Source organism: Amycolatopsis roodepoortensis, assembly GCF_014873915.1.
GTDB lineage: Bacteria > Actinomycetota > Actinomycetes > Mycobacteriales > Pseudonocardiaceae > Amycolatopsis > Amycolatopsis roodepoortensis.
The window spans coordinates 539,285-564,073 of the sequence record NZ_JADBEJ010000008.1; the positions used below are offsets into that span (position 1 = coordinate 539,285).

The following is a 24,789-nucleotide window of genomic DNA, read 5'->3' on the forward strand; positions in this document are numbered from 1 at the left end:
GGCGGTCGCCCTGGCGTGCACCTTTTGGTACGCGCCGTACGCCTTCACGAATCCGTATCTGGTCGACCCGCTGAACAACCTGCTGTATGTCGTCGCCTTGTGGCTCGCGTTCGAACGAAAGCTGATCGCCTTCACCGCCGTGATCGTGGTGGGCGCGATCAACAAGGAAACCACGCTGCTGCTCGCGCCGCTTTACCCGCTACTGGCCTGGACACGTGGACGCAAGCTCCGTGACCGCGACGTGCTGGGCGGCGTGCTCGCCGTCGTCGTCGCCGCCGGGCTTTACATCGCCTTCCGGCTCTGGGCCCAGAACCTCATCGGCGGGGAATACGGCTTCGGAGCGGGCCAGGGCAACAAGAGTCTGTTCGACAACATCGCGTTCGCGTTGTCGGCCAACAAGGGCAGCGATCAGCTGGTGCTGTTCACGACGTTCCACTTCCTGTGGCTCGTCTTCGCCTTCGGCCTTTACCGGCAATACCGGCGGTACGGCCTGGGTAGCGACCTGCTCGTCGCGAGCATTTGGCTCTTCGGCTGCTGCGTGGCAGGCCGGCTCGTCGCGACCGACACCGGCCGGGTCTTCGTGATGATGGCGCCGCTGGTTCTCGGTGTCGTCGCCGTGGTGCTGGACGGGCAGCGTGGTGAACGCCGACGGCTGTGGGTCGGGCTGCTTCTGTTCCTGTACATCGCGCTGAGCCTGGGATGGGTGTCTGCGCCGACGAGTTTCCTTGTCGACGCGGCGGCCGCCCTGATCTTCGTGCTGTTGATGTACTACCCGGTCAGTAGCGGTAGAACTTTTCGTGGCGTCCCTGGCGTACGAGTTTCAGCCACTGCAGAAAAGCCTTCGGGTCCCGTTTCACACCGATGAAGTACAGCCCGAACCGCACCACCTCGAGCGGCGCCGATCCTGCGGGCAATTTCGGCATCTATTAGGAGATTCAGGCCTCGGTCGGCCGACATGTGGAGAGGCGAGCGATATGAGCGATCTGGACCAGCTTGTTTCACTTTGTCCCCCTCCCGCCGTGGTCGATCGGGCAGGCACTGGCCGGGGCGTCGGGTCGGCGATTCCAGCCGGTCATCTCGACTTGTTGAACGCTTACGGAACGGGATGCTTCGATGAATTCCTGTGGATATACGGGGTGGGGGTGGAAAATAAGTACCTTGATATTCATTCATGCACCCATGAGATGAGGAAGATTCTTCGGCAAAAAACTGCCGATGAGATCCGTGAAGTCCTACGCTCGTATGGTGTCGATTCCAGTGAGTTGATTCAATGGGGTGGGACCGATAACGCGGACTCTCTCATGTGGATCCCTGTCGGCGATCCGGCTGGTTGGCCGACTCTCATCATAGAGTCCGGTCAGTTGGATTTCACGGTCTCGCCGAGGAGCTCCACTGGTGTTCTGCTCGATCTGCTGACCGGAGCCCTGCGTACCAAGGTATTCCCGTTCGATTTTCCAAGTGAGAACCCAAGCTTCTCTACTGATTTCATACCCTGAGGCAGAAAAAGATATCGCAGCGAAAAATTCAGACGCTGGGCCGGGACCGCCATCCTGGCCGCCACCGTCGCCGTGAGTATTCCGGTTCTGCTCGCCGCACAGGCCGCCGAACGTGCTCGGTGGCTCCGACGGCCGGGTCTCCTACTTCACCCAGAGCGGCGAGCTGCATCGCCATCGGTGGACGAACACCGGCTGGGAGAACGGCGGTATTTCGCAGCGAATCGGCACCACCTGGCACGGGTGGGGCGAGCACGCGGCCCGCAACAGGATGGCTGTCGTCGCCGTGGTGCTGGACGGGCAGCGTGGTGAACGCCGACGGCTGTGGGTCGGGCTGCTTCTGTTCCTGTACATCGCGCTGAGCCTGGGATGGGTGTCTGCGCCGACGAGTTTCCTCGTCGACGCGGCGGCCGCCCTGATCTTCGTGCTGTTGATGTACTACCCGGTCAGTAGCGGTAGAACTTTTCGTGGCGTCCCTGGCGCACGAGTTTCAGCCACTGCAGAAAAGCCTTCGGGTCCCGCTTCACACCGATGAAGTAGAGACCGAAGCGCACCACTTCGAGCGCGCCGATCTTGCGCATGCCCGGCTGGGACAGCAGGTATCCGCGGTTGCGGTAGGTGTAGTAGCGCTTGACCTCGTTCTCCGGGTCCTGCGCGTGGAACCGGCCGCCCAGCATCGGCTTGAACTCGTCCGAGCCGTCCGGGTGCAGGTACGCGGTCTTGAGCGAGGTGCCGAACGGCAGGCCGGAACGCACCAGGCGCCGGTGCAGTTCGACCTCGTCGCCGCGGAAGAACAGCCGCAGATCCGGCACGCCGACGACGTCCAAAGTGGACGCGCGGAACAACGCGCCGTTCATCAGCGAGGCGATGCCGGGCAGGAAGTCGGTGCCCAGTTCCGAGGACGAACGCTTCCAGGTCAGCCCGCGTCGCAACGGGAACGCGAGCTTGTCCGGCGCGTCGATGTTGGACACCACCGGGGAGATCTCGGCCAGACCCCGCTTCTCGGCCTCGTCCAGCAGGATCGCGAGGACGTTCTCGTCGGCCGGGCGGCCGTCGTCGTCGGCCAGCCAGACCCAGTCCGCGCCCAGCGAGAGCGCGTGCAGCATGCCGAGCGCGAACCCGCCCGCGCCACCGAGGTTGCGGTGCGAGGGCAGGTACGTGAACGGGAGCGGGTAGTTCTCGACGACGTCCCGTGCCGACTTGTCCGGCCCGTTGTCGACCACGACGAGGTGGTCGACCGGCCGCGTCTGGGCGGCGATCACCTTGAGCGAGTCCGCGAGCAGTTCCCGCCGATGGCGCGTGACGACGACGCCGACGACGGCGCCTTCGGGCAACTGCCTGGTCTCGCTGGTCATCCCTGGCCGCCGTTCGTCGTCGCCACCGCGTCGGGCTCGAGGCCGAACCGCTCCAGCGTTTCCTTGCTCATGTTCTCGAACGGGTCGCGCCCCTTGTAGCCGGTGAGCACGTCGCGCAGCGAACCGCGCTGCTTGACGTGCCCCTCGTCCATCCAGATGGCGGTGTCGCACAGTTCGAAGAGGAACTCGTCCGAGTGGCTGGCGAACACCAGGATGCCGGAGCGCTTCACGAGGTCCTTGAGCCGGTCCTTCGCCTTGTCGAGGAACGCCGCGTCGACCGCGCCGATGCCCTCGTCGAGGATGAGGATCTCCGGGTCGATCGAGGTGACCACGCCCAGCGCCAGGCGCACCCGCATACCCGTCGAATACGTCCGCAATGGCATCTGCAGGTAGTCACCGAGTTCGGTGAACTCCGCGATGTCATCGACGCGGGCTTCCATCTGCTTCGCGGTCATCCCGAGGAACAGGCCGCGGACGATGATGTTCTCCAGCCCGGAGATCTCCGGGTCCATGCCGATGCCGAGGTCGAAGACCGGCGCGATCTTGCCGGTGATCTTCGCCGAACCACGGGTGGGCTCGTAGATGCCGGAAAGCAGCCGCAGCAGCGTCGACTTCCCGGCGCCGTTGTGGCCGACCAAGCCGACGCGGTCGCCTTGTTTCAGCGAGAGCGTCACGTCGTGGAGGGCTTCGATGATCGGCACCTTGGTCTCGGTGCCGATCTTGCCGCCGACCTTGCCCAGCACCTTCTTCTTCATGGAGCGGGTCTTCGCGTCGAAAATGGGGAAGTCGACGTAGGCGTTGTGCACATCAATGCTGACCATCTGTCACACCCAATAAGAGACGCGGGAACGGTAATTGCGCATCGCGACCAGCGCGAGACCCCAGCCGACGACGGTGATGCCTGCCACCACGTACCAGCTGTTGATGCTGACTTCCTGTCCGATCAGTGGCGCGCGCACGATCTGGATGAAGTGGAACAGCGGATTGCCGTGCACGAACGGCAGGGCCCAGGAGGTGGAGACCCGCGCGCCGCCCGACATCAGCTGGTCGATCGGCCAGACGATCGGCGTCATGTAGAAGAGCAGCTGGATGAGCGAATTGATCACCTGCGGGATGTCGCGGTAGCGGGTCGAGATGATGCCCAGCAGCAGCGTGACCCAGCCGGCGTTCAACGCCAGCATGAAGAAGCCGGGGATCGCGCTGAGCGAATACCAGCCGATGCCGGGGTGGCAGATGCCGGAGGAACCCGGACTGCAGCCGCCGTTGCTCAAGGTGTACTCGTGGTTGAGCGAGGTGAAGAAGATCGCGATGACGATCACGTAGACGATCAGGTTGTGCGCCAGCATCAGGGTCTGCCGCCAGACCGTCCGCAGCACGTAGACCGAGAGCGGCGCCGGGAGCTGTTTGATCAGCCCCTCGTTGGAGATGAAGGCCTCCATACCCTCGGACAGACAGCCGCTGATGAAGCCCCAGATGATGAAGCCGGTGCTGATGTAGGGCAGGAACGTCGCAATCGACATGCCGAACAGCTGCGAGTACAGGAGCCCGAGGCCCAGCGCGATGACACCCTGGCTGATCGTGATCCAGAACGGGCCGATCACCGAGCGGCGATAGCGCTGCTTGATGTCCTGCCAGCCGAGGTGTCCCCACAGCTCTTTGGCGGCGAAACCGGTCTTGATGTCGGCGAACGCGCGCGAAAAGGTCTTGCTGTCCGAAATCGGCGGAACCGAGGTCGGCGCAGCACCGTCGGCGGCGTGAACCGTGCTGGTGGCATGCACGGGAACGAGGGTACCGATGGGGCCGATGATGCTTGGGCCGCCCCGCCCGACCACGGAAAGCTACCGTCGGATTCGCAGCCGAACGCGGTGCGTGTGCTGGTACTTTCTGCCCTCATGACTGCTGAACTCGGCGAGGCGAGCTTGATGGTCAATCTGCTCGCCGCATACGCCGACCGGCCGGAGCCTCGTTCGGTGGCCGTGGTCGGCAATCAGCCGCTTCCGCCGGACCCCCGGCGGGCGAAGGCCATCGACGCCTGCGACCTCGTGATCCGCGTCAACGGCTTCGTCGTCGACGAGCCGGGTGGCCCGGAGACCGTCGGCAGCCGGGTGCACGTCGTCGTGTTCAACCGTGCCGTCCGCGCCACCAAGCACGTCTTCCGTGACTACCGCAAGCGGCTCTACCTGCTGGTCGAGCCGGGGCGGATGCATTGGGAGCCCGAAGACATCCCAGGCTGGTGGCCCGGGGATCTCGGTTACGTGCCGGTGCCGAACCGCGAAGTCGTTCTGCCGCTCTCGGACGCGCTCGGCCTGCCGAGCCGCGAACAGGGCCTGTGGTCGACCACCGGGACACTGGCCGCCTGGATCGCGCGTACGTCGTTCCCGCACGCCAACCTGATCCTCTCCGGGTTCTCGTTCATCGACGACCCGAACCAGACGCACTGGGAGCACGCCGCGGGCGATTCCTGCATCGTCGGTCCCGAACACCAGATCGCCGCCGAGGGCAGGCTGCTGGATTCGTGGACGAAGACCGGCGAAACCGAACTCCTGCGCTGAAGTCCCAGCCGCCCCACCCCGAGAAGGAACCACCCCATGGCAGTGCAGAAACTCCGCAACGGCGTGATCGCCCGGATCGCCCGGCTCATCGACTTCCGGATCGACGAGCGGCTCCGCGACCTCAACGGGCGCGTCATCGAGCTCGAGTACGCCACTGCGGACCACCGCCGACGGCTCGACGGCGCCGAGAGCGGCATCGAGCACGTCCGCGGCGACCTGCGCTGGACCCGCGCCGAGTTGGACCGCTTGATCCCGAGTGTCGCGGCCCAGGAGGCCCAGCTGGAGGACCTGCGCGAGTCGCTGTCGCTGTCCGTGCACGCCGACAAGCCCGAGCTGGCCGAGGCGCGCAGCCTGATCCAGGAGATCCAGCGCCAGCACGCCCAGATCCGCGTCCGGCTCGCCGGGATCGCCCGGTACGAGGACCGGCTGCGCCGGATCGAGGACACCATCACCGCCCCCGCAGGCGAATGACGGGTCTGCTGGTCGAAGCCGGAGAGGACGACCTCGACCGGATCCGGCGGTGGCGCAACCACCCGTCGGTCCGGAAGGTCAGCTTCACCACGCACGAGATCGGTGTCGAAGAACACCGTGACTGGTTCGAAGCCGTCCGTGCGGATCCGAGCCGTCGTGTTCTCGTCTACCGGCACGACGACGTGCCCGCCGGTGTCGTGTTGTTCAGTGACATCGATACCGAGGCCGGAAGCGCGGAATGGCACTTCTACCTGGACGTCGAGGGCCTCGGCCGGGAACTCCTCCCCGCTTGGCTGAAGCTGGAGGGCGCCGCCGTCGACTACGGTTTCGACGTGCTCGGCCTGAACCTGCTCGGCGGTGCGACGCTCGCGGACAACCGGCAGGTGCTGCAGCTCCACAAGCGATTCGGCTTCATCGAAACACGCAGGTATGTTCGAGAGGTCGACGGTGAGCCGCGCGAGGTCGTCTGGACCGAACTGCGTGCCGCCGACCGCCGGACCAGGAAGAAGAGGTAGCCCCACCCCGATGACCGCCACCGAGGTGCGTATCGGCGCACATGTCCTCTCGACGGCGCGTCCGCCGTTCGTGATCGCCGAAATGTCCGGTAACCACAACGGTGACCTCGGCCGGGCGCTGGAGATCGTCGACGCGATCGCCGAAACCGGCGCGCAGGCGGTCAAGCTGCAGACCTACCGGCCGGACACGATCACCATCGACGTGGACACGCCGGACTTCCGGATCGGCGACTCGCATTCGCTGTGGGGTGGCGAGAACCTCTACAAGCTCTACGAACGCGCCCACACGCCGTGGGAATGGCACGAGCCGCTGTTCGAGCGCGCCCGCGCCCGAGGTCTCGAGATCTTCTCCAGCCCGTTCGACCCCACCGCGGTCGACCTGCTCGAATCACTGGACGCGCCCGCGTACAAGATCGCGTCCTCGGAGATCGTCGACCTGCCGCTGATCGAACTGTGCGCGAAGACCGGTAAACCGCTGATCATCTCGACCGGGATGGCCAGCATCGCCGAGATCGACGCGGCGGTGCGGACCGCGCGGGAGGCGGGCAACGACAAGCTGGTCGTGCTCGGCTGCACCGCCAGCTACCCGGCGTCGCCCGCCGAGAGCAACCTGCGTGGCCTGCCCGTACTGGCGGGCGTGACCGGCACGCTCGTCGGCCTGTCCGACCACACACCCGGCATCGGTGCCCCGCTGGCCGCCGTCGCGCTCGGTGCCGTCGCGATCGAGAAGCACGTGACGCTGGCGAGGAACGACGGCGGCGTCGACTCGGAGTTTTCACTGGAGCCCGCCGAGCTGGCCGCGTTGGTCACCGAGTCGCACCGTGCCTGGGAGGCGCTGGGCTCGGCGGTGGTCGGGCCGCGCGAGAGCGAGAAGGAAGGCCTGCGCTTCCGGCGTTCCCTCTATGTCGTCGAGGACGTGCGGGCAGGGGACACGGTCACGCGGGAGAACGTCCGCTCGATCCGGCCCGCCGGTGGACTGGCGCCCGCCGAGATCGTGAACGTGCTCGGCCGCACCTTCTCCTGCGATGTTCCGAAGGGCACCGCGCTCACCTGGGGACTGATCTAGCGGAAGAAGGCGTGGACCTCGTCGATGACGCGATCCACGTCGGCGTCGGTCAGCGCCGGGAACAGCGGCAGCGAAATCTCCTGGCTGTAGTACAGCTCCGCGTTGGGGCACATCCCGCGCTGGTACCCCAGGTCCTCGAACACCGGGTGCCAGTACGCGGGGATGTAGTTGACCTGCACTCCGATTCCCTTGGCACGCAAGTGATCGAACAGTGCGCGGCGGCGTCCTTCGAGGACTCGCAGCGGGTACAGATGCCACACCGGATCCGCACCTTCGCGCACGGCAGGCGTCAGCACTCCGTCCAATGCGGACAGCGCGGCGGTGTACCGCGCGTGGATCTCCGCGCGCCGCTTCTTGAACTCGGCGAGCCTGCGCAGCTGGCTGCTTCCCAAGGCGCACAACACATCCGGCAAGCGATAGTTGAGGCCGAACTCGTGCACCTCCTGATGCCACGGGCCCTCGTCCGGAAAGCGCTGCGCCGCCTTGTCCCGCACCAGCCCGTGGTTGCGGAAACCGCGAGCCCGGGTCAGCAACTCGTCCGAAGCGGCGACCACCGCGCCGCCCTCGGCCGTGGTGAGGTTCTTGGTGGGGAAGAAGGAGAAAGTGGTGAGGTCGGCGAGCGAACCGACCGGCCTGCCCTGCCAGCTGCCGCCCACCGAATGCGCGGCGTCCTCCAGCAACAGCGCGCCGTTGTCGTGCGCGATCCGGCCGAGTTCGTCCAGTTCCGCCGGATGGCCGGCGTAGTCCACGGCGGCGACGACCTTGGTCCGTGAGGTGACGGCCGCCGAAGCCGCCGCCGGGTCGAGGTTGCCGGTGTCCGCTTCGACGTCGGCGAACACGACCTTGCCGCCCAGCAGCGCGGCCGTCGCGGCGGTGGCGACGAACGTCATCGGCGAGGTGACGACCTCGTCGCCGGGCCTGATCTCGGCCGCCGCGTACGCGACGTGCAGCGCGGCCGTGCCCGAGGTGACGGCCACCGCGGGCGTGCCACCGGTGTGCTCGGCGAGGTCTTCCTCGAAGCGGGTGACGGCGGGGCCGGTGGTCAGCCAGTCGCCGCGCAGCACCTCGGTGACGGCGGCGACGTCCTCGTCGGAAACGGACTGACGGCCGTAGGGAAGGAACTCAGCCATACTGCTCGACCAGGTCGCGCAGCTCGTCCGCGTCGAGCCACAGGTCGTTGGTGTCCGAGCGGTACGCGAAGTTCTCCGGCACGGCCTGGCCGTCCAAAGGCGGCTCGTAACCCCAGCCCGCGATGTGCGGCTGGACGACGTAGCGGTCGCTCAGCCGCACCGTCCGGCGGGCGTCGTCGGGGGCGATCATCTCTTCGTGCAGCTTCTCGCCGGGACGGATGCCGACCTCGTGCATCGGTGAGCCGGGCGCGATGGCCTGCGCGAGTTCGACCAGCCGCATGCTCGGGATACGCGGCACGTAGAGCTCGCCGCCGTTCATCTGGTCGAAGGAGTCGACCACGAACTGCACGGCCTGCGGGAGCGTGATCCAGAAGCGGGTCATCTCCTTGTGCGTGATCGGCAGCGACTCGCCCTTGGCCGCGAGCGCGCGGAAGAACGGGATCACGCTGCCGCGCGAGCCCATCACGTTGCCGTAGCGGACCACGGAGAACCTGGTCGGATGGGTCGCGGCGTAATGGTTCGCGCTGATGAACATCCGGTCGGCACACAGCTTCGTGGCGCCGTAGAGGTTGATCGGGCTGGACGCCTTGTCCGTCGACAGCGCGACGACCTTCTTCACCCCCGTGTCGATCGCGGCTTCGATGACGTTCTGCGAGCCGACGACGTTGGTCTGCACGAATTCGAAAGGGTTGTACTCACCCGTGTCGACCTGCTTGAGCGCGGCGGCGTGCACCACGTAGTCGACGCCGTGCATCGCGCGCTCGAGGCGGCGGCGGTCCCGGATGTCGCCGATGAACCAGCGCAGCCGCGGGTCGTTGCCGAACTGCTGCCGGGCCTCGTACTGCTTGAGCTCGTCGCGGGAGAGCACGACCAGCCGTCGCGGGTTCAGCTCGGCCAGGGCGTAGGTGATGAACGCCTTGCCGAACGAACCGGTCCCGCCGGTGAGCAGGATGCTGGAGCCATCCAGCTCGGACATCGTCGACCTCCGCGTTTCGGTGCTGCTGCCGCAGGCCATCATGTCACCCATGGATCCAGCCCCCGGGGCCCACGTGGTCAACGCCGTCATCCAGGCGCGAGCGTCGTCCACCCGGCTACCTGGCAAAGTGCTCCGTCCGCTGGCGGGCCGGAGTGTGCTCGGCTGGGTCGTCCGCGCCGCCGCGGCCTCGCCGGGAATCGACCATGTGGTCGTCGCGACCTCGACGGAGGCGGACGACGACGCGGTGGCCGAAGAGGCCGCCCGGCACGGCGCATTCGTCGCCAGAGGGCCGCTCGACGACGTCCTCGCGCGGTTCGCGGTCGCTGTCGAGTCGTATCCGGCCGACGCCGTGGTGCGGCTCACCGCCGACTGCCCGCTGCTGGACCCGGAGCTGATCGGGCAGCTCGTCACGTTGTGGCGGGCGCGGCCGTCGCTGGACTACCTGAGCACCACCCTCGTGCGCACGCTGCCCCGAGGTTTCGACGCGGAACTCGTGCGTGCGGAGGTGCTGGCCGAGCAGGTCGAGACCGCCCGCGGTGCCGATCGGGAACACGTCACCTCGGGTATCTACTCGCGTCCGGAGACGTACTCGTGTTCCGGTGTCGTGGTGAGCCCGGCCGCCGACGACCTGCGCGTGACCTTGGACACCGTTGAGGACTGGGCGGTCATCGACGGCGTCGTGGCGGAGCTCGGGGACCGCGTCGGTGACTGGCGCGAAGTCGTCGCGGTGCTGCGGTCCCGGCCCGATCTCGCGCGGTTCAACGAACACGTCGAGCAGAAGAAGGTGGCCGGGTGACGAAGCTGGTGTTGCGGGCCGACGCCTCCGGGACGATCGGTGCTGGCCACGTCTCCCGCATGGTCGCCTATGCCGAACGCGCCGTCGCGCGGGGCTGGGAGGTCGTGTTCGCGGGCGTCGTGGACAACGCCGAATGGCTGGCCGCCCGGTTCGGTGAACTGTCGGTTCCGGTGGTGCCGTCCGTGCCCTTCGACGGCTTCGACGCCGTGGTCGTCGATCACTACGGCCTCGGCGAGTTGCGCGAAGAGGTCAACTCCGCGGGCGCGCTGCTGGTGTCCATCGAGGACGACGTGTTCGGCAGGCGCGCGGCGGACCTCGTCGTCGACTGTGGTTTCGCTCCCGCGCCGCGGCCCGATGACGGATCCGGCGCGTTGCTCCGGGGCGTGGCCTTCGCGCCGGTGCGAGACGTCGTCCGCGCCGCGCGGGAGAAGCGCCGCGGGCACGAAGCCCCCGAGCGGCCCCATGTGACCGTCGTGCTCGGCGGGGGGACCGAATGGGCGGGCACGGTCAGCGTGCTTCTCCACGCCTTGCGCGATACCGAACTGCCCTTCGCCGCCGATGTTCTCGTTCGCGGCGAACCGGTGGTACCGAAGACCTGGCCCGGGCAGGAGTTCCGCGTTCAACCGCCCGGACCCGGGTTGCTCGACCTGCTGGCGGAGACGGACGTGGCGGTGAGCGCGGCCGGCGTCACGCTGCTGGAGCTGTGCTGCCTCGGCGTACCGACCGGTGTCGTGCAGCTCGTCGACAACCAGGAGACGGGCTACCGGGGTGCGCTGGACCTCGGGCTCGCAGCTGGACTGGGAAGCGCGGCGGCGCTGGACGACGATGCCGTGGAGACCTTGCGGACCCTGCTGCTGGACGGGGAGACGCGGCGGCGGTTCTCGGAGACGGCCGCGTCCGTCGTGGACGGCCATGGGGTGGACCGCGTGCTGGACCGGCTGGACGACGGCGTTGGCTGAAGACAGGGAAGTCAGTGGGGACTTCCGGGCGAGGCTCCTGAGGGCTGTCGCCACGGAGCTGACCATCTTCGAGATCCGCCCTCTGCTCGCCGCCGAAATCGAGCGGGGTGTCCTGCGGGAGAAGCTGTATCAGGAACTGCTCGACACGATCTTGCTTCTCCGTGCGCAGGGACGAGAAGCAGAGGAAGATCGGGTCGCGGATGTCGCGGATCTGATGTCGGACTGGGTTCCGCCGGAATATCGTTTGTAGTGACAGGGACACTGGAACGAGGGTTTTCCGATTCCAGGGGGCGACGTGGCTGTGAGCAGTGACTTCCGCGTAAGACTGCTCGACATCGTCACGAACAGGCTTTATGGCAAGGCCAGGCCGCTGCTCATCGAGGAACTCGAGCGCGGAACCTCTCGTGACGACCTGTTCGAAGAGCTCATGGACCTCATGCTGTTCCTCCGCGCGGAGGACCGAGAGGCCGACGAGGACGAAGTCGCCGACATCGCGGAGCTGATGACGTCGTGGGCCTTGCCGGAGTTCCGAGTCTGATCGGAATCGAGGACCGTACCTGTCCTCGATCCTCCCTACCGTCGGCCCCATGACCGAAGAGATCAAGCCGTTCACGATCGCCGTCCCCCAGCGCGACCTCGACGACCTCGCCGCCCGCCTGGCGAACACCCGCTGGCCGGACGAGATCGACGGCGTCGGCTGGGGGCTCGGGACGCCGCTCGGATACCTCCAGGAGCTGGCCGAGTACTGGCGGCTTCGCTACGACTGGCGCGCCCACGAGGAGCGGCTCAACGGGTTCCCGGGTTTCCTGACGAACATCGACGGCGCGAACGTCCACTTCCTGCACGCGCGGTCACCGGAGCCGGACGCGATCCCGCTGGTGCTCACGCACGGCTGGCCGGGGTCCATTGTGGAATTCCTGGACGTCGTGGGCCCGCTCTCCGACCCGCGTGCGTACGGCGGCGACCCCGCGGACGCGTTCCACGTCGTCGTGCCGTCGTTGCCGGGGTTCGGCTTCTCGGGGCCGACGACCGACGCGGACTGGGGCACGGGTCGCATCGCCGACGCCTGGACGGTGCTGATGTCGCGGCTCGGGTACGAGCGGTTCGGGCTGCACGGCGGCGACTGGGGCGCGATCGTGTCGCGCGACGTGGGCGTCCGGTCACCGGAGCGGGTGATCGGCGCGCACCTGACGATGCTGCCGCACGCGGTGCCGGAATCCGAAGCCGACCTCGAAGGGCTCACCGGTGAGGAACTAGCGCGCGGAGAGGCGGCGCTGGCACGCGGGCGGGAGTTCCAGACCGGCGAACTCGGCTACGCGATGATCCAGGCGACCAAACCGCAAACGCTTGCCTACGGGCTCACCGACTCACCGGCCGGACAACTGGGCTGGCTGATGGAGAAGTTCAAGTCCTATTCGGACTCGCGGGACGTCCCGGAAGACGCGATCGATCGCGACGACCTGCTCACCAGCGTGATGCTCTACTGGCTCACCGGCACGGCGAACTCGTCTTCGCGGATCTACGCCGCGCTGGGCCCGGCTTGGGGCGAGGGGCCTGCGAAGTCCACAGTGCCCACCGGGGTTGCCGTGTTCCCGAAGGACACGGGCCTGCCGATCCGGCACCTCGCCGAGCGCACCGACAACATCGTGCACTGGTCCACTCCGGACCGCGGGGGTCACTTCCCGGGGCTGGAGGTGCCGGACCTGCTCATCGACGACCTGCGGACGTTCTTCCGCCGGTTCCGCTGACCTCTTGTCAGAGGTACTGGCCGGGGCCGTGCGACTCGCCGCCGGCCCCGTGCCCGCCCAAAGCGGCGCCGCCCGCGGACGGACCGGCCGGGAGCCCGCGCCGCATCTGCTCCAGCTGCACCCGGGCGGCCATCTGCTGCGCGAACAGCGCGGTCTGGATGCCGCTGAACAGCCCTTCCAGCCAGCCGACCAGCTGCGCCTGCGCGATCCGCAGCTCGGCATCGGACGGCGTCGAGTCCTCGGTGAACGGCCGCACGAGCCGCTCCAGCTCGTCCTGCAGCTCGGGCGCGAGCGCCTGCTCCAGCTCGCGGATGGAGGTCTGGTGGATCTCGCGCACGCGGGTGCGGCTGGCGTCGTCCAGCGGCGCGGCGCGGACCTCCTCCAGCAGCTGTTTGATCATCGTGCCGATGCGCATCACCTTGGCGGGTTCCTCGACGAGGTCGCCGAGGGACTCCTCCTGCCCCTCCGCGCCGGAGTCGGATCCGGGGGAGGCGACGCGTGCGGTACCGACCGGGACGCCGTCGGGACCGACGACCACCACATGGTGTGGGGAGTCTCCGCCGCCGTCACCGGGGGTGGTCGATTCGCGGGAAACTGGGTCGGTCATGTGCTCCATCCTGGCCTACGTCGGGCGCCGAGCGCAGTGTGGTTTTCGCCGCCGTCTCCGAGCGTAGCGGGAATCGTCGCACCCCGTGTTCGGGCAGCCAACCCCGGGTAAAGCGCCAAACCGCACGTCCGTACGGTGTCCCCATGGCGTTCGACGTCGCTCGTATCCGTGGGCTCTTTCCCGCGCTGGGTGACGGCTGGATTCACTTCGACGGCGCCGCCGGAATGCTCGTACCTGAACAGGTCGCTTCGGCCGTATCCACGGCCATGCGCGCTCCGGTGTCCGGGCCGGGTGGAGCGTTTCCGGCCTCCCAGCGTGCGGAAAGCATCGTCACGGCCGCTCGCCGGGCGGTCGCCGACCTGGTCGGCGCCGACCCGGCCGGGGTCGTGCTCGGCCCCAACGCGCCCGATCTCATCCGCCGTCTCGTCGACGCGATGGCCGACCGCTGGACGATCGGCGACGAGGTCGTCGTCTCCCGGCTCGACGAGGAGGCCAACCTCGCGCCGTGGCGCCGCGCGGCGAAACGCGTCGGCGCGGTGGTGCGCTGGGGCGAGATCGACATCGAGACCTGCGAGCTGCCCGCCTGGCAGTACGAGAACCTCGTCTCCGCGCGCACCAAGGCCGTCGCGGTGACGCTGGCGTCCGGTTCGGTCGGCACCCGGCCCGACGTCCCGACGGTGATCGAGTTCGCCAAACGGGTCGGCGCGCTGGTGGTCGTCGACGCGACGTACGCGGCGCCGTTCGTCCCGCTGGACCTCAACGCGCTCGGCGCCGACGTGATGGTGGTTTCGGCGCAGGCCTGGGGTGGCCCGTCGGTGGGCGCGCTGGTGTTCCGCGATCCCGAGCTGCTCGAACGCCTGCCGTCGGTCTCGCTCGATCCGGCCGCGCGCGGTCCGGCCCGGATGGAGCTGGGGCCGCACGCGTACCCGTTGCTGGCCGGTCTCGTCGCGTCGATCGACTACCTGGCCGGGCTGGACGATGCCGCGATGGGTTCGCGGCGCGAGAAGCTGGTGACGTCGCTGGGTTCGGCGAAGTCGTACCACGCGGGACTTCTGGCGCAGCTGTCCACGGAGCTGCGTTCGCTGCGGCACGTCATGGTCATCGGCGACGCCATGCGCCGGATCCCCGCGCTCGCGTTCGCCGTCGCGGGCAAGAAGGCGCCCGAGGTCGCCGAATACTTGGCGTCCCAAGGGCTCTGCGCCTTCGCCGACGACGGAACGAGCGGTGTCTTCGGGTCGCTCGGCGCCGCCGAAGTCGGCGGCGCCGTCCGCATCGGGCTCGCGCACTACTCGAACGTCTTCGAGGTCAATCAGCTCGTCCGGGTACTCGAAGAGATCCGCTAACTCTTCGCTGCGAGAAGAACTTTGCCGAAAACCGTGCCTTCTTCGAGCGCGCGGTGCGCCGAAGCGGCTTCGGCCATCGGGACGACCTGTCCGACGATCGGCTTCACCGAACCCTGCTCCACCAACGGCCACAGCCGCTCGCGGACGTCGGCGACGATCGCCGCCTTCTGCTCCAGCGGCCGCGACCGCAGCCCGGCGGCGTACACGCTCACGCGTTTGCCCAGCAGCTTGCCGATGTTCAGCTCGCCCTTGACTCCGCCCTGCATGCCGATGATCACCAGCCTGCCGTCGGCTTTCAGGGCGTCGATGTTGCGGTCGAGGTACTTGGCGCCCATGTTGTCGAGGATGACGTCCGCGCCGCCGGTCTCGGCGCGCAGGATCTCGACGAAGTCCTGCTCCTTGTAGTTGATCGCGATGTCGGCGCCGAGCTGGCGGCAGCTCTCCAGCCGTTCTTCCGAACCCGCCGTCACCGCGACGGTCGCGCCGAGCGCCTTCGCGACCTGGATCGCGTGCGTGCCGATGCCGCCCGCGCCGCCGTGGACGAGCAGGACCTCGCCCTCGGAAAGGCCGGCGTGCATCACCACGTTCGCCCAGACGGTGCACGCGACTTCGGGCAGTCCGGCGGCCGCGAGCAATTCGACTTCGGCGGGAAGCGGAAGCAGTTGTCCTGCCGGGACAGCGACCTTTTCCCCATAGCCGCCACCGGCGAGCAAAGCACAAACCTCGTCGCCGATTCGCCACCCTTCGACGCCTTCGCCGATTTCGGCGATCGTGCCCGAACATTCGAGTCCGATGATTTCGCTCGCACCCGGCGGAGGCGGGTAATTCCCCTGGCGTTGCAGCAGGTCAGCACGGTTGACGGCACTCGCGGCGACTTCGATGACGACTTCGCCTTCACCGGCGACGGGATCGGGGACCTCCGTCCATTCGAGAACATCGGGATCGCCGGGCTCACGGATGGTGATCGCGTACATACGAACGACCCTATCCCGGTGTCATAAAGTCCGCCGAACGTCGGTTGACCTGTGGCGTGAACCACACAAGGGTGTCGCCCATGTCATATTCGCGAAGAAGCATTGTTCCCTCGATCGTGGTGGCGGCCACCGCCGCGCTCACGGTCGGAATGGCACCGGCTGCGACGGCCACCACGGGGATCGACGGTCCCGCGCTGGCGAAGCAGCTCGTCAACAAGGTGAACGTGAACAACGTCAACCGGCACCTGATCGCGTTCCAGCGGATCTCGGACGCGACCGGTGGCCGCCGCGCCGCCAGCACCGAGGGCCACAAGCGATCCGCGGAGTACATCGCCACGAAGCTGGAGCAGGCGGGCTTCGCGGTCACACGGCAGGAATTCCCCTTCACCTACGCGGAGACCCTCGCGGAGAGCCTGACGGTCGCGGGCGCCGACGTCCCGATCATCATCATGTCCTACAGCCCGTCGACGCCCGCCGGTGGAATCACCGCGCCGCTCGCGGTGGTCCCGGTCGACGCCACCAGCGGCTGCGAAGCGGCCGACTACGCCGGCGGGGTCGCCGGGAAGATCGCGCTGATCCAGCGCGGCGGCTGCTCCTTCGCGCAGAAGCAGGCGACGGCCGCCGAGGCCGGTGCCATCGGCGCGATCGTCTACAACAACGTCCCCGGCCCGGTCAACGGCACCCTGGGCGACCCGTCCGCGGCCAAGATCCCGACCGGCGGCATCACTCAGGCCGACGGCCAGGCCCTCGCCGGCAAGGCAGGCGCCTCGGTCACCCTCGACCTCCGCGCCTTCCAGGAGGCGCGGACCAGCTACAACGTCGTCGCCGAGACCAAGACCGGCCGCAAGGACAACGTCGTGATGCTCGGCGCCCACCTCGACAGCGTCACCGAGGGTCCCGGGATCAACGACAACGGCACCGGTTCCGCCGCGCTGCTGGAGACCGCGCTGCAGCTGGGCAGCAAGCCCAAGGCCAACAACGCCGTCCGCTTCGGCTGGTGGAGCGCCGAGGAGTTCGGGCTCGTCGGCTCGACCCACTACGTCAACTCGCTGAGCTTCGAGCAGCAGCTCGACATCGCGCTCTACTACAACTACGACATGATCGGCTCGCCGAACGCGGCGTACTTCGCCTACGACGGTGACAACTCCGACGGTGTCGGCGAGGGCGCGGGCCCGTACGGCTCGGGTCAGCTCGAAAAGACCTTGGTCGACTACCTGCAGCTCGGCAAGGGCGTCCCGGTCGAGGGCACGGACTTCACCGGCCGCTCGGACTACCAGGGCTTCATCCGCGCCGGCATCCCGGCCGGTGGCCTGTTCACCGGCGCCGAAGGTGTGAAGACCGCCGCACAGGCCGCGAAGTGGGGCGGTAGCGCCGACGTTCCTTACGACAAGTGCTACCACCAGGCCTGCGACAACCTCGGCAACGTCGACCGCGTCGCGCTCGACCGCAACTCCGACGCCGTCGCCTGGGCGCTGGGCGTGTACGCGACCAGCACCGAGAACATCAACGGTGTCTCGGGTGCCAAGGCCACGAAGGCGCAGGAACTTCGCGCGGCCGAGCGGTCGCAGCAGCGGAGCCTGACGGCTTCCGTCCACGCTGACGACCACCACGTCGCTTCCTGATCCGAAGTACTCGAAGCCCCTTCCTCGCGTCTGGCGTGAGGAAGGGGCTTCGGCGATGCTGGGGGCGTGGAGTACGTCTCCAGAGTGCCGCGACCGCCGCTGGACGGGCTGATCGACGACCTCTACTACCTGCGGGGCGCGCCGCCGTACGCCCGGCTGACGCTGCCGCCGATGCCCGGGGCGTTCCTCATCGTCAACCTCGGGCCGCCGTTCCGGATCCGCGCCGGTGCCGAAATCGAAGCGGCCGAGTACGCCGACGGCTGCGTGGTCACCACGCCCACCCGCGCGCTGGAGTTCGGCTATCCGCCCGGGACACGGTCGGTGGGCGTGCACTTCAAACCGTGGGGCCCGGCGCAGTTCCTGCCGATGCCCGCGGCCGAGCTGTGCGATCGCCCGGTGACCCTGGAGCAGGTTTGGGGCAGGCCCGCCGTCGCCGAGCTGCGAGACCGGCTGGCCACGGCGGACGGACCGCAGGAGATGCTGACGCTACTCGAAGAGGAGCTGATGCGACGGCTGCGCGAGACCGCCGGACTGGGACTGGTCCGCCATACGAGTGGCGTTCTCGCGGCGACCGGCGGTGCGGTGGCGATCGGCGGCCTGAGCGTCGCGGCCGGGGTCAGCAGCACTCATCTGGCACAACGGTTCAAGCAGCTCGTCGGCGTCACGCCGAAGCGGCTGGCCCGCACCTACCGCCTCACCGCCACCGTGTTCGCGATCGACCCCGCCGGGCCGGTCGACTGGGGCGCCCTCGCCGGCGGGGCGGGCTATTTCGACCAGGCGCACTTCGGCCACGAGTTCCGGGAGTTCACCGGGCTCACGCCGACCCGGTACCTCGAAGTCCGGCGGCGGTTCCTGCGCGAACATCCCGGCCACGCGCTGGACGGCTGGCCGCTGCCCGCCGATTGATTTCTTACAAGAGCGACGGCGCCCGGCCCGCTAGTTTCGGGACACCCCAAGCAGAGGAGGGCCCGTGGGCAAGGTGGTCATGTACGGCACGGTGTCGGTGGACGGCTTCATCGCGGACGACGGCGACCAGCCCGGACCGCTGTTCGACTGGCTGACCGGCGGTGACGTCCCGTTGGACGAAAGCGGTGCGCTGAAGGTCTCGCAGACGTCGTACGACTACACCCGGCCGTACTGGGACGAGATCGGCGTGACGATCGCCGGGCGCCACGTCTTCGACCTGACGGACGGCTGGGACGGGAAGCCGCCGAGCGGCATCGACCACGTGGTCGTCGTGACGCACCGCCCGGCACCCGAGGGCTGGGACCCCGAGGCGCCGTTCCACTTCGTCGATGGCGTCGAGGCGGCCGTGGCCAAGGCGCGGGAACTCGCGGGTGACCGCGTGGTGGAGGTCGCCGCCGGTGACGTCGGTGGCCAGGCGCTCGCCGCGGGCCTGGTCGACGAGGTGCGCATGGACGTCGCACCCGTGGTGCTCGGGTCCGGCAAACGCTACTTCGGGTCGGTCGAGGCACAGCACCTGCTGGAGGATCCCGACGTGGTGCTCCAGGGCGACCGGGTACTTCACCTGCGCTATCGGGTGCGCCGGTGAAGCCTCAGCCCAGGCTCCTGGCCGCGAAGGTGTCGCACCGCGCGGGCTCGCCGGTCTCGAAGCCGGTGGTGAACCACTTCTTCCGCTGAGCCGACGTGCCGTGGCTGAACTTCGACTCGTCGACCCGGCCGCCGCCGAGCTTCGACTGGATGTAGTCGTCACCGATCCGCGAAGCCGTGTCCAGCGCGGAGTCGATGTCCGCCTGGGTGACGTCGGTGATCAGCGGCCGCCCGGATTCGGTCGGGGTGGTCGTGGCGTGGTTCGCCCAGACGCCGGCGTAGCAGTCGGCCTGCAGTTCGAGCCGCACGGAACCGGACGTCGGCCCGCTCCCGGTGCCCTTTTTGGACACTCCGGTGAGGTTCTGCACGTGGTGCCCGTATTCGTGGGCCAGCACGTACGCCTCCGCGAAGGGCCCGCCCTGCGCGCCGAACCGGCTGCGGAGTTCGTTGAAGAAGTTGAGATCGATGTAGACCTCGGAGTCGCCGGGGCAGTAGAACGGCCCGACGTCCGAAGTCGCGCTACCGCAGGCGGTGTTCACGCCGCCGTTGAAGAAGTTGGTGACGGCCTTGCGGTAGGTCGAGCCGGACCGCTGGAACTCCTGTCCCCAGTAGTCCTGGATCGAGTTGATGAAGCCGACGATCGCGCAGTCGTGGTTCCGGTTCGCGTCGGCGCCGGTCTTGCACTCCTGCGCCAGGGACGTGTTGTCCATCTGCTGGCCGGTGCCGACGCCGCCGAGGCTGCCCGAAGACGGGTTCAGGCTCACGCCGCCGAACTGGGAGATGAGGAAGTAGATGACGAGGCCGACCACGCCGAGCCCGCCGCCGCCGAGTGCCACCCGGCCGCCGATACCGCCACCACCGCCACGCAGGTCCTCGACCTCGGAGGTGTCCAGGCCCGCGCCTTCGTCGAATCGCACGGGGGAAAGCGTAGCCGGAAGATCCCGGATATGCCTGGGTGCGGCCACCCGGAGGCGCCGCACCCAGAACTACCGAGGTTGTCTTGTTCCGATCGCCGGTTGGCCGCGATCACCGGGCCGGCGCCGGGCACTGCCGAGGCGGTCGAAGAGGCCGCGAACCCGAAACAGGCCGGAGTGACGCCGAATGCGCGAGAATTGTCGAGCGCATCTTGAGATGCCCGCGCTCATCGCTGTTCGCAGTCGCGACCGACCCGGTCCTTTCCGTTCCGGTCGCGGGGACACAGCAGGCGGTCAACCGCGAGAATCACCCGCCATACCATCACCTGACCCTTCCCGGCTGGGGAGCAGGTCCGGCGACCTTCGAGGAGATCGCCGCTACTTGCCCGACCATCCGCTGACAAGCAGAATGCGCCTTTTCTCGCCGAGTCTCAACCTTTTCGTAACCCTCCTTCGGGCGAATGTCCCGCCGGGTTTTTCACGGGCCGAAAAGTGACCGGTGGGTATGCGCCTTGTGCGATCAACGCTCTACGCTGCGTGGATGGCGGTGGAGCAGAAGGAAGTGCGCTGGCTGTCCGAGTCCGAGATGGTCGCCTGGCGCTCGTACATCGTCGCCACCATGCGGCTGCGGCAGCGCCTGCATCGCGAACTCTCCGAGCGCCACGACGTCACCCTCGCCGACTACGAGGTCCTGGTCTGCCTTTCGCTCCAGCCCGACCGGCGGATGCGGATGACGGAGCTGGCGAGCATGCTCGGCTCGACCAAGAGCAGGCTTTCGCACCAGATGGTCCGGCTGGAGGCCGACGGGCTCATCCGCCGCACACGCGACCCGGCGGACAAACGCGGTGTCGTCGCGGAGATGACGGAAAGCGGCGCGAAGCTGCTGGAGGGCGCCGCGCCGACGCATGTCGAGGGGGTCCGCGAGCATCTGATCGACCTGCTGAGCCCCGAAGAGCAGCGGGTGCTGGGGCAGGCTTTCGGCCGCGTGCTGGATCACCTGTCGGAGATCGACGGCCTTCCGCGCCTGCCGCCGATCACTTCTTGAGGGCGTTGAGCCGCGCGGCCTGACGGGTCAGATGCGCGCGCTCGGCCAGGTTGGCCGCCTTGTCGGCGGCCTCGCCGTACAGCCGCGCCGCCGTCGCCAGGTCGCCGTCGCGTTCGTGGAGGTACGCCGCCACCGCCGCGTATCGCGGTAGCGAGTCGTCCAGTTCCGCGAGCGCGGCCAGCCCCGCGCGCGGTCCGTCCGCCTCGCCGACGGCCACCGCGCGGTTGAGCCGGACGACCGGGCTGCCGGTCAGCCGCGCGAGTTCGTCGTACCACTCGACGATCTGCACCCAGTCGGTCTCTTCGGCGGTGGGCGCGTCGGCGTGGAGCGCCGCGATGGCGGCCTGCGCCTGGAACTCGCCCAGCCGGTCACGCGCCAGCGCCGCCTGAAGGATCTCGACGCCCTCGGCGATCAGGCGCGTGTCCCACTCGCCGCGGTCCTGCTCGGCGAGCGGGATCAGCTCGCCGCCGGGCGCCGTCCGCGCGGCGCGGCGGGCGTGGTGGAGCAGCATGAGGGCGAGCAGTCCCGCGACCTCGGGATGGTCGATCGAGGCCGAGAGGCGGCGGGTGAGCCGGATGGCTTCGGCGGCGAGGTCGACGTCGCCGGAGTAGCCCTCGTTGAACACCAGGTAGAGCACGCGGAGCACGGTGGCGACGTCACCCGCCTGGTCGAACCGCACCCCGGAGACGGTGCGCTTGGCCCGGCTGATGCGCTGCGCCATGGTCGCTTCGGGGACCAGGTACGCCTCGGCGATCTGGCGGGTGGTGAGCCCGCCGACGGCGCGAAGGGTGAGCGCGACCGCCGAAGACGGCGTCAGCGACGGGTGGGCGCACAGGAAATAAAGCTGCAGCGTGTCGTCGGCCTCGGGGACGGGCCCGGGGGCGGGCTCCTCGTCGACGAGGTCTTCGCGACGGCGACGGGCGGCGTCCGACCGGGCCATGTCGAGGAACTTGCGCCACGCGACGGTGACGAGCCAGCCTTTCGGGTCCTTCGGCCGGTCGCCGGGCCAGACGCGGACGGCTTCGATCAGCGCTTCCTGCACGGCGTCCTCGGCCGTCGCGAAGTCGGCGCCGCGGCGGCAAAGGATTCCGAGGACGTTCGGCGTGAGGCTCCGGAGCAGGGCCTCGTCCAGCTCGGCGCTCACTCCGTGGTGAGGAGTTGCTCGCTCAGGACCGGGCGCAGTTCGAGCCACTCGTGGATCGGTTTCCCGCCCGCTCCCGGGGCGGCCGACAGCTCGGCCGCGAGTTCGAGCGCCCGCTCGTAGCTGTCGACGTCGATCACCATGAAGCCGGCGATGAGGTCCTTGGTCTCGGCGAAGGGGCCGTCGGTGACCGGCGGCTTGCCCTCGCCGTCGTAGCGGACGAAGGTGCCTTCGGGGGCGAGAGCCTGCTCCTGGACGAACTCGCCGGTCTCCACGAGCCGGGCGGCGAAGTCCTTCATGTAGTGCATGTGGGCGGTGATCTCGTCCGGGGCCCAGTGGTCCATCGGCACGTCGTTGACCGCCGCCGGAGCGCCGCGGTAGTGCTTGAGCAGCAGGTACTTGGGCATGCCGGAAGGGTAGTGGAAACGGCGGCGCCCCCGGGGACGCCGCCGTTTTCAAGACTGGCGGTAGCGGTGGGATTCGAACCCACGGAGGACAGAGCCCTCGCATGTTTTCAAGACATGTTCCTTCGGCCGCTCGGACACGCTACCGCTGTCGAGGGTATCCGACGGGTTCTGGTTGGGATGCTTCGGATCTAGTCGAAGTCCCAGTCGGTCAGGATGCCCACGAAGATGAAGGCGGCCAGGAGCAGCACGATGATGGCGACGCCGATGTAGCCGATGATGATCGCCGCGAGCGCCATCCCCTGACCGCCGGCTTCCCCGCGTTTGGCCTTGGAATGCGCGATATGCCCCATGATGACGCCCGCGATCGACGGCAGCCCGCTGCACGCGACGAGGCTGGCGATCGACACGACGAGCGCCGCGATCGCCAGACCTTGTTCCTGCGGCGGCTGCGGCGGGCCGTATCCATAGCCCGGTTGCTGGTACGGCTGACCGTAGGGCTGCTGGTGACCGTAGGGGTCTTGCGGGTATGTCACCCGCTCACCGTAACCGCCGGGGTTCAGGAAGCCTGGCTCTTCGCGGCCTTTGCCGCGATTCGCGCCTGGACTTCGGGGCGGCGCAACGGCGGCACCGTCGCCGGCGGCTGACGGCGTGCGGGCAGCTCGGTCAGCAGCCGCCGGGTGATCTCGGTGATCTCGGCGACGGCGGCCTCGAAGGGCTCGCGGGTGGCGTCGGAAAGGCTCTGCACCCCGGACACCTTGCGGACGTACTGGCGGGCGGCGGCCTCGATCTCGTCCGGCGTCGCCGCCGGCTCAAGCCCTCGAAGCGTCGTGATGTTCCGGCACATGACTCGATGGTAAGTCCGTCCACCGACATTTCCGAGTGAGCGGATCACACAGTCGGTTAAAAGCTGCCTTGGTTCGTTGACGCCGAAAAACGCGGTTGGGCACCCTCGGCGGAGTGCCCCTCAGACCCCGCTCTCTTCGCCGTGCGCCCGTCGAGCCGATCCCCGAACCGGCCGAACCCTCCCCGATTCCGGAACAGGTCTGGCAGCGCGTCCCGATCGACGCCCTGATCGACCTGGTCACCGAGGTCTTCACCGCACACGATCTGCCGTGGTCGCGCGCCAGGATGGCCGCCGAGGCGTTGTGCCACGGCGATCTCACCGGAACACCGGAGTCCGGTGTCGCCGAGCTGACGAGGCTGCATCTGCCGATGCTGGCCGACGGGACGGTGCGGCCGAGGGCCGAACCGCTGATGATCGCCGACCGCGGCGCCGCGGCACTGATCGACTACCGCCGCGCGCCCGGCCTGTGGGCCGTCGGTGACGCGATGGACCGGGCGGTTTCGCGGGCCGGCCGGTACGGCGTCGGGCTCATGTCGGTCCGCGGCGTCGGCCCGTTCGGGCGCGCCGGGCATCACGCGGCGAGGGCGTTGCCGCACACCATGATCGGGCTCGTCATGGCGGCGGGTGGTGAGCTCGGGAAGGCCGCGAATCCGCTCGGCATGGCCGCTCCGGCCGGGGCGTATCCCGAATTCGTCCTCGACCTGGAGACACTGGCGGATGTCGATAGCGCGGCCGTCGCCGGTTTCGCGCTGCTGGTGGAGATCTTCGCCGGGGTGCTGTCGGGGGTCGGCGACCACGATCACGACACGGGCCTGATGGTGATGGCGATCGCGCCGACGACGCTCCGCAGCGCCGACGGGTTCTACAAGGCCGCCAGCGCGTTGTTCGGCAGCCTGCTCGGCTGGGAGGGCGGCACCCCGGTCCGCTATCCGGGCTGGCGCGAGGCGCAGTACCTCGAACAGTGCCAGGCGCTGGGGGTCCCGCTGAACGAGCCGGTGCACCGCGAGCTCGAAGCGCTCGCGCGGGCGTTGCGCCTGGCGCCGTTGCAGGGCCGCTAGCCCAGGACGACGCGGCCGCCTTCGCCGCCGACCTCCACGACGTCGCCGTTCGTCAGCTGACGGCCGCGCCGGACCTCCACCTCGCCGTTGACCGTGACCTCTTCGGCGTCGAGGAGGTCTTTGGCGTGCGAACCGTCTTCGGCGAGGTTCGCCAGCTTGAGGAACTGGCCGAGCCGGATCGGCTCTCCGGTGATCGGGACGTCGTGGATGCTCATGGGGAGA

The 24,789-nt window shown here is 68.4% G+C and carries 29 protein-coding genes, 1 tRNA gene and 1 pseudogene; 16 read left to right on the plus strand and 15 right to left on the minus strand.

The features are described 5' to 3' along the window. Window positions 1-776: 776 nt before the first annotated feature. Window positions 777-893, minus strand: a pseudogene (locus tag H4W30_RS44030) (galactofuranosyl transferase); the annotation flags it as partial. 81 nt (window positions 894-974) lie between these two features. Here H4W30_RS44030 and H4W30_RS40200 point away from each other — a divergent pair. Beyond that, on the plus strand, window positions 975-1,496 hold the full coding sequence (locus H4W30_RS40200) for a hypothetical protein (RefSeq protein ID WP_192747507.1): 522 nt from the start codon (window positions 975-977) through the stop codon (window positions 1,494-1,496). Window positions 1,497-1,939: 443 nt separating this feature from the next. On the opposite strand, the gene glfT1 is transcribed toward H4W30_RS40200, so the two are convergent. The 3 genes from glfT1 to wzm are packed head-to-tail and all read right to left on the minus strand — an operon-like array spanning window position 1,940 to window position 4,626. Next, window positions 1,940-2,848 carry a galactofuranosyltransferase GlfT1 gene (gene glfT1, locus H4W30_RS40205; RefSeq protein ID WP_192747508.1) on the minus strand — a complete coding sequence of 303 codons (909 nt, stop codon included), beginning with the start codon at window positions 2,846-2,848 and terminating at the stop codon, window positions 1,940-1,942. Next, a complete protein-coding gene (gene wzt / locus H4W30_RS40210; protein WP_192747509.1) occupies window positions 2,845-3,669 on the minus strand; it encodes a galactan export ABC transporter ATP-binding subunit Wzt/RfbE in 825 nt (274 codons plus the stop codon). Before wzt ends, glfT1 begins: the two co-directional genes overlap by 4 nt. A gap of 3 nt (window positions 3,670-3,672) precedes the next feature. Continuing rightward, the gene (gene wzm / locus H4W30_RS40215; RefSeq protein WP_192747510.1) at window positions 3,673-4,626 is read right to left on the minus strand and encodes a galactan export ABC transporter permease subunit Wzm/RfbD; all 954 of its coding nucleotides are present in this window, start codon (window positions 4,624-4,626) and stop codon (window positions 3,673-3,675) included. A 144-nt stretch (window positions 4,627-4,770) separates the two neighbouring features. On the opposite strand from wzm, the gene H4W30_RS40220 reads away from it, so the two are divergent. From H4W30_RS40220 to pseI, 4 genes are read left to right on the plus strand one after another with little or no spacing between them, the layout of a single operon-like run. Further along, window positions 4,771-5,400, plus strand: coding sequence for a hypothetical protein (locus H4W30_RS40220; protein ID WP_192747999.1), 630 nt, complete (start codon window positions 4,771-4,773; stop codon window positions 5,398-5,400). 36 nt (window positions 5,401-5,436) lie between these two features. Continuing rightward, complete coding sequence (locus tag H4W30_RS40225) at window positions 5,437-5,871, plus strand: hypothetical protein (RefSeq protein ID WP_192747511.1); 435 nt, start codon at window positions 5,437-5,439, stop codon at window positions 5,869-5,871. Further along, on the plus strand, window positions 5,868-6,386 hold the full coding sequence (locus H4W30_RS40230) for a GNAT family N-acetyltransferase (protein WP_192747512.1): 519 nt from the start codon (window positions 5,868-5,870) through the stop codon (window positions 6,384-6,386). The genes H4W30_RS40225 and H4W30_RS40230 overlap by 4 nt, the downstream gene beginning before the upstream one ends. Window positions 6,387-6,396: 10 nt before the next feature. Beyond that, window positions 6,397-7,452, plus strand: coding sequence for a pseudaminic acid synthase (gene pseI / locus H4W30_RS40235; protein ID WP_192747513.1), 1,056 nt, complete (start codon window positions 6,397-6,399; stop codon window positions 7,450-7,452). Here the strand turns inward: pseI and H4W30_RS40240 are convergent. Both H4W30_RS40240 and pseB read right to left on the minus strand, forming a co-directional pair. Further along, window positions 7,449-8,582: a DegT/DnrJ/EryC1/StrS family aminotransferase gene (locus H4W30_RS40240; RefSeq protein WP_192747514.1), complete on the minus strand. Its 1,134-nt coding sequence runs from the start codon at window positions 8,580-8,582 to the stop codon at window positions 7,449-7,451. The two genes, pseI and H4W30_RS40240, sit on opposite strands and share 4 nt — an antisense overlap. Further along, window positions 8,575-9,558 carry a UDP-N-acetylglucosamine 4,6-dehydratase (inverting) gene (gene pseB / locus H4W30_RS40245; protein ID WP_192747515.1) on the minus strand — a complete coding sequence of 328 codons (984 nt, stop codon included), beginning with the start codon at window positions 9,556-9,558 and terminating at the stop codon, window positions 8,575-8,577. The genes H4W30_RS40240 and pseB overlap by 8 nt, the downstream gene beginning before the upstream one ends. Window positions 9,559-9,607: 49 nt before the next feature. On the opposite strand from pseB, the gene H4W30_RS40250 reads away from it, so the two are divergent. From H4W30_RS40250 to H4W30_RS40270, 5 genes are read left to right on the plus strand one after another with little or no spacing between them, the layout of a single operon-like run. Then, window positions 9,608-10,354, plus strand: a complete 747-nt coding sequence (locus tag H4W30_RS40250) for a cytidylyltransferase domain-containing protein (protein WP_192748000.1) — start codon at window positions 9,608-9,610, stop codon at window positions 10,352-10,354. Next, complete coding sequence (locus H4W30_RS40255; RefSeq protein ID WP_192747516.1) at window positions 10,351-11,313, plus strand: spore coat protein; 963 nt, start codon at window positions 10,351-10,353, stop codon at window positions 11,311-11,313. The genes H4W30_RS40250 and H4W30_RS40255 overlap by 4 nt, the downstream gene beginning before the upstream one ends. Continuing rightward, entirely contained in the window at window positions 11,306-11,563 is a 258-nt protein-coding gene (locus H4W30_RS40260; protein WP_225950807.1) for a hypothetical protein, read from the plus strand. Before H4W30_RS40255 ends, H4W30_RS40260 begins: the two co-directional genes overlap by 8 nt. 45 nt (window positions 11,564-11,608) lie before the next feature. Further along, window positions 11,609-11,851: a hypothetical protein gene (locus H4W30_RS40265; protein ID WP_192747518.1), complete on the plus strand. Its 243-nt coding sequence runs from the start codon at window positions 11,609-11,611 to the stop codon at window positions 11,849-11,851. Window positions 11,852-11,900: 49 nt separating this feature from the next. After that, window positions 11,901-13,061: an epoxide hydrolase family protein gene (locus tag H4W30_RS40270; protein WP_192747519.1), complete on the plus strand. Its 1,161-nt coding sequence runs from the start codon at window positions 11,901-11,903 to the stop codon at window positions 13,059-13,061. Between the two features lie 7 nt (window positions 13,062-13,068). Here H4W30_RS40270 and H4W30_RS40275 read toward each other — a convergent pair whose 3' ends face one another. Beyond that, window positions 13,069-13,677, minus strand: coding sequence for a bacterial proteasome activator family protein (locus H4W30_RS40275; protein ID WP_192747520.1), 609 nt, complete (start codon window positions 13,675-13,677; stop codon window positions 13,069-13,071). Window positions 13,678-13,811: 134 nt separating this feature from the next. Between H4W30_RS40275 and H4W30_RS40280 the strand changes: the two genes are divergently transcribed. Next, window positions 13,812-15,011: a cysteine desulfurase-like protein gene (locus tag H4W30_RS40280; RefSeq protein ID WP_125679092.1), complete on the plus strand. Its 1,200-nt coding sequence runs from the start codon at window positions 13,812-13,814 to the stop codon at window positions 15,009-15,011. Here H4W30_RS40280 and H4W30_RS40285 read toward each other — a convergent pair. After that, on the minus strand, window positions 15,008-15,985 hold the full coding sequence (locus tag H4W30_RS40285) for an NAD(P)H-quinone oxidoreductase (protein WP_192747521.1): 978 nt from the start codon (window positions 15,983-15,985) through the stop codon (window positions 15,008-15,010). The two genes, H4W30_RS40280 and H4W30_RS40285, sit on opposite strands and share 4 nt — an antisense overlap. 80 nt (window positions 15,986-16,065) lie before the next feature. Here H4W30_RS40285 and H4W30_RS40290 point away from each other — a divergent pair, with 80 nt between their 5' ends. The 3 genes from H4W30_RS40290 to H4W30_RS40300 all read left to right on the plus strand — a co-directional run bounded on the left by H4W30_RS40290 (window position 16,066) and on the right by H4W30_RS40300 (window position 19,159). After that, window positions 16,066-17,607: a M28 family peptidase gene (locus H4W30_RS40290; RefSeq protein WP_192747522.1), complete on the plus strand. Its 1,542-nt coding sequence runs from the start codon at window positions 16,066-16,068 to the stop codon at window positions 17,605-17,607. Window positions 17,608-17,691: 84 nt separating this feature from the next. Continuing rightward, entirely contained in the window at window positions 17,692-18,513 is an 822-nt protein-coding gene (locus H4W30_RS40295; RefSeq protein WP_192748001.1) for an AraC family transcriptional regulator, read from the plus strand. A 64-nt stretch (window positions 18,514-18,577) separates the two neighbouring features. Next, window positions 18,578-19,159, plus strand: a complete 582-nt coding sequence (locus H4W30_RS40300; RefSeq protein ID WP_192747523.1) for a dihydrofolate reductase family protein — start codon at window positions 18,578-18,580, stop codon at window positions 19,157-19,159. Between the two features lie 4 nt (window positions 19,160-19,163). Here the strand turns inward: H4W30_RS40300 and ypfJ are convergent, their stop codons facing one another. Further along, window positions 19,164-20,075 (minus strand): KPN_02809 family neutral zinc metallopeptidase, encoded by a 912-nt coding sequence (gene ypfJ / locus H4W30_RS40305; protein ID WP_192747524.1) that lies wholly within the window; start codon window positions 20,073-20,075, stop codon window positions 19,164-19,166. A gap of 538 nt (window positions 20,076-20,613) precedes the next feature. On the opposite strand from ypfJ, the gene H4W30_RS40310 reads away from it, so the two are divergent. Further along, on the plus strand, window positions 20,614-21,117 hold the full coding sequence (locus H4W30_RS40310; RefSeq protein ID WP_192747525.1) for a MarR family winged helix-turn-helix transcriptional regulator: 504 nt from the start codon (window positions 20,614-20,616) through the stop codon (window positions 21,115-21,117). Here the strand turns inward: H4W30_RS40310 and H4W30_RS40315 are convergent. The 5 genes from H4W30_RS40315 to H4W30_RS40335 form a co-directional block, all read right to left on the minus strand. Beyond that, window positions 21,107-22,249 (minus strand): RNA polymerase sigma factor, encoded by a 1,143-nt coding sequence (locus tag H4W30_RS40315; RefSeq protein ID WP_225950970.1) that lies wholly within the window; start codon window positions 22,247-22,249, stop codon window positions 21,107-21,109. The two genes, H4W30_RS40310 and H4W30_RS40315, sit on opposite strands and share 11 nt — an antisense overlap. 8 nt (window positions 22,250-22,257) lie before the next feature. After that, window positions 22,258-22,665, minus strand: coding sequence for a YciI family protein (locus H4W30_RS40320; protein ID WP_192747527.1), 408 nt, complete (start codon window positions 22,663-22,665; stop codon window positions 22,258-22,260). Window positions 22,666-22,720: 55 nt separating this feature from the next. Beyond that, window positions 22,721-22,809: transfer RNA gene (locus H4W30_RS40325), tRNA-Ser, on the minus strand. Between the two features lie 44 nt (window positions 22,810-22,853). Further along, the gene (locus tag H4W30_RS40330) at window positions 22,854-23,198 is read right to left on the minus strand and encodes a DUF4190 domain-containing protein (RefSeq protein ID WP_192747528.1); all 345 of its coding nucleotides are present in this window, start codon (window positions 23,196-23,198) and stop codon (window positions 22,854-22,856) included. A gap of 23 nt (window positions 23,199-23,221) precedes the next feature. Then, on the minus strand, window positions 23,222-23,509 hold the full coding sequence (locus H4W30_RS40335; protein ID WP_034309927.1) for a DUF2277 domain-containing protein: 288 nt from the start codon (window positions 23,507-23,509) through the stop codon (window positions 23,222-23,224). A 113-nt stretch (window positions 23,510-23,622) separates the two neighbouring features. Here H4W30_RS40335 and H4W30_RS40340 point away from each other — a divergent pair, with 113 nt between their 5' ends. Then, entirely contained in the window at window positions 23,623-24,567 is a 945-nt protein-coding gene (locus H4W30_RS40340) for an Ldh family oxidoreductase (RefSeq protein ID WP_318780761.1), read from the plus strand. Here H4W30_RS40340 and H4W30_RS40345 read toward each other — a convergent pair. Next, on the minus strand, window positions 24,564-24,782 hold the full coding sequence (locus H4W30_RS40345; protein WP_016330720.1) for an RNA-binding S4 domain-containing protein: 219 nt from the start codon (window positions 24,780-24,782) through the stop codon (window positions 24,564-24,566). The two genes, H4W30_RS40340 and H4W30_RS40345, sit on opposite strands and share 4 nt — an antisense overlap. Window positions 24,783-24,789 lie beyond the last annotated feature (7 nt).

Bases quoted from the DNA above. Each gene is read 5' to 3' on its own strand.
- H4W30_RS40200 (WP_192747507.1), top strand. From the start codon at position 975: ATGAGCGATCTGGACCAGCTTGTTTCACTTTGTCCCCCTCCCGCCGTG.
- glfT1 (WP_192747508.1), bottom strand. From the start codon at position 2,848: ATGACCAGCGAGACCAGGCAGTTGCCCGAAGGCGCCGTCGTCGGCGTC.
- wzt (WP_192747509.1), bottom strand. From the start codon at position 3,669: ATGGTCAGCATTGATGTGCACAACGCCTACGTCGACTTCCCCATTTTC.
- H4W30_RS40220 (WP_192747999.1), top strand. From the start codon at position 4,771: ATGGTCAATCTGCTCGCCGCATACGCCGACCGGCCGGAGCCTCGTTCG.
- H4W30_RS40225 (WP_192747511.1), top strand. From the start codon at position 5,437: ATGGCAGTGCAGAAACTCCGCAACGGCGTGATCGCCCGGATCGCCCGG.
- H4W30_RS40230 (WP_192747512.1), top strand. From the start codon at position 5,868: ATGACGGGTCTGCTGGTCGAAGCCGGAGAGGACGACCTCGACCGGATC.
- pseI (WP_192747513.1), top strand. From the start codon at position 6,397: ATGACCGCCACCGAGGTGCGTATCGGCGCACATGTCCTCTCGACGGCG.
- H4W30_RS40240 (WP_192747514.1), bottom strand. From the start codon at position 8,582: ATGGCTGAGTTCCTTCCCTACGGCCGTCAGTCCGTTTCCGACGAGGAC.
- pseB (WP_192747515.1), bottom strand. From the start codon at position 9,558: ATGTCCGAGCTGGATGGCTCCAGCATCCTGCTCACCGGCGGGACCGGT.
- H4W30_RS40250 (WP_192748000.1), top strand. From the start codon at position 9,608: ATGGATCCAGCCCCCGGGGCCCACGTGGTCAACGCCGTCATCCAGGCG.
- H4W30_RS40270 (WP_192747519.1), top strand. From the start codon at position 11,901: ATGACCGAAGAGATCAAGCCGTTCACGATCGCCGTCCCCCAGCGCGAC.
- H4W30_RS40275 (WP_192747520.1), bottom strand. From the start codon at position 13,677: ATGGAGCACATGACCGACCCAGTTTCCCGCGAATCGACCACCCCCGGT.
- H4W30_RS40280 (WP_125679092.1), top strand. From the start codon at position 13,812: ATGGCGTTCGACGTCGCTCGTATCCGTGGGCTCTTTCCCGCGCTGGGT.
- H4W30_RS40285 (WP_192747521.1), bottom strand. From the start codon at position 15,985: ATGTACGCGATCACCATCCGTGAGCCCGGCGATCCCGATGTTCTCGAA.
- H4W30_RS40290 (WP_192747522.1), top strand. From the start codon at position 16,066: ATGTCATATTCGCGAAGAAGCATTGTTCCCTCGATCGTGGTGGCGGCC.
- H4W30_RS40310 (WP_192747525.1), top strand. From the start codon at position 20,614: ATGGCGGTGGAGCAGAAGGAAGTGCGCTGGCTGTCCGAGTCCGAGATG.
- H4W30_RS40320 (WP_192747527.1), bottom strand. From the start codon at position 22,665: ATGCCCAAGTACCTGCTGCTCAAGCACTACCGCGGCGCTCCGGCGGCG.
- H4W30_RS40335 (WP_034309927.1), bottom strand. From the start codon at position 23,509: ATGTGCCGGAACATCACGACGCTTCGAGGGCTTGAGCCGGCGGCGACG.
- H4W30_RS40345 (WP_016330720.1), bottom strand. From the start codon at position 24,782: ATGAGCATCCACGACGTCCCGATCACCGGAGAGCCGATCCGGCTCGGC.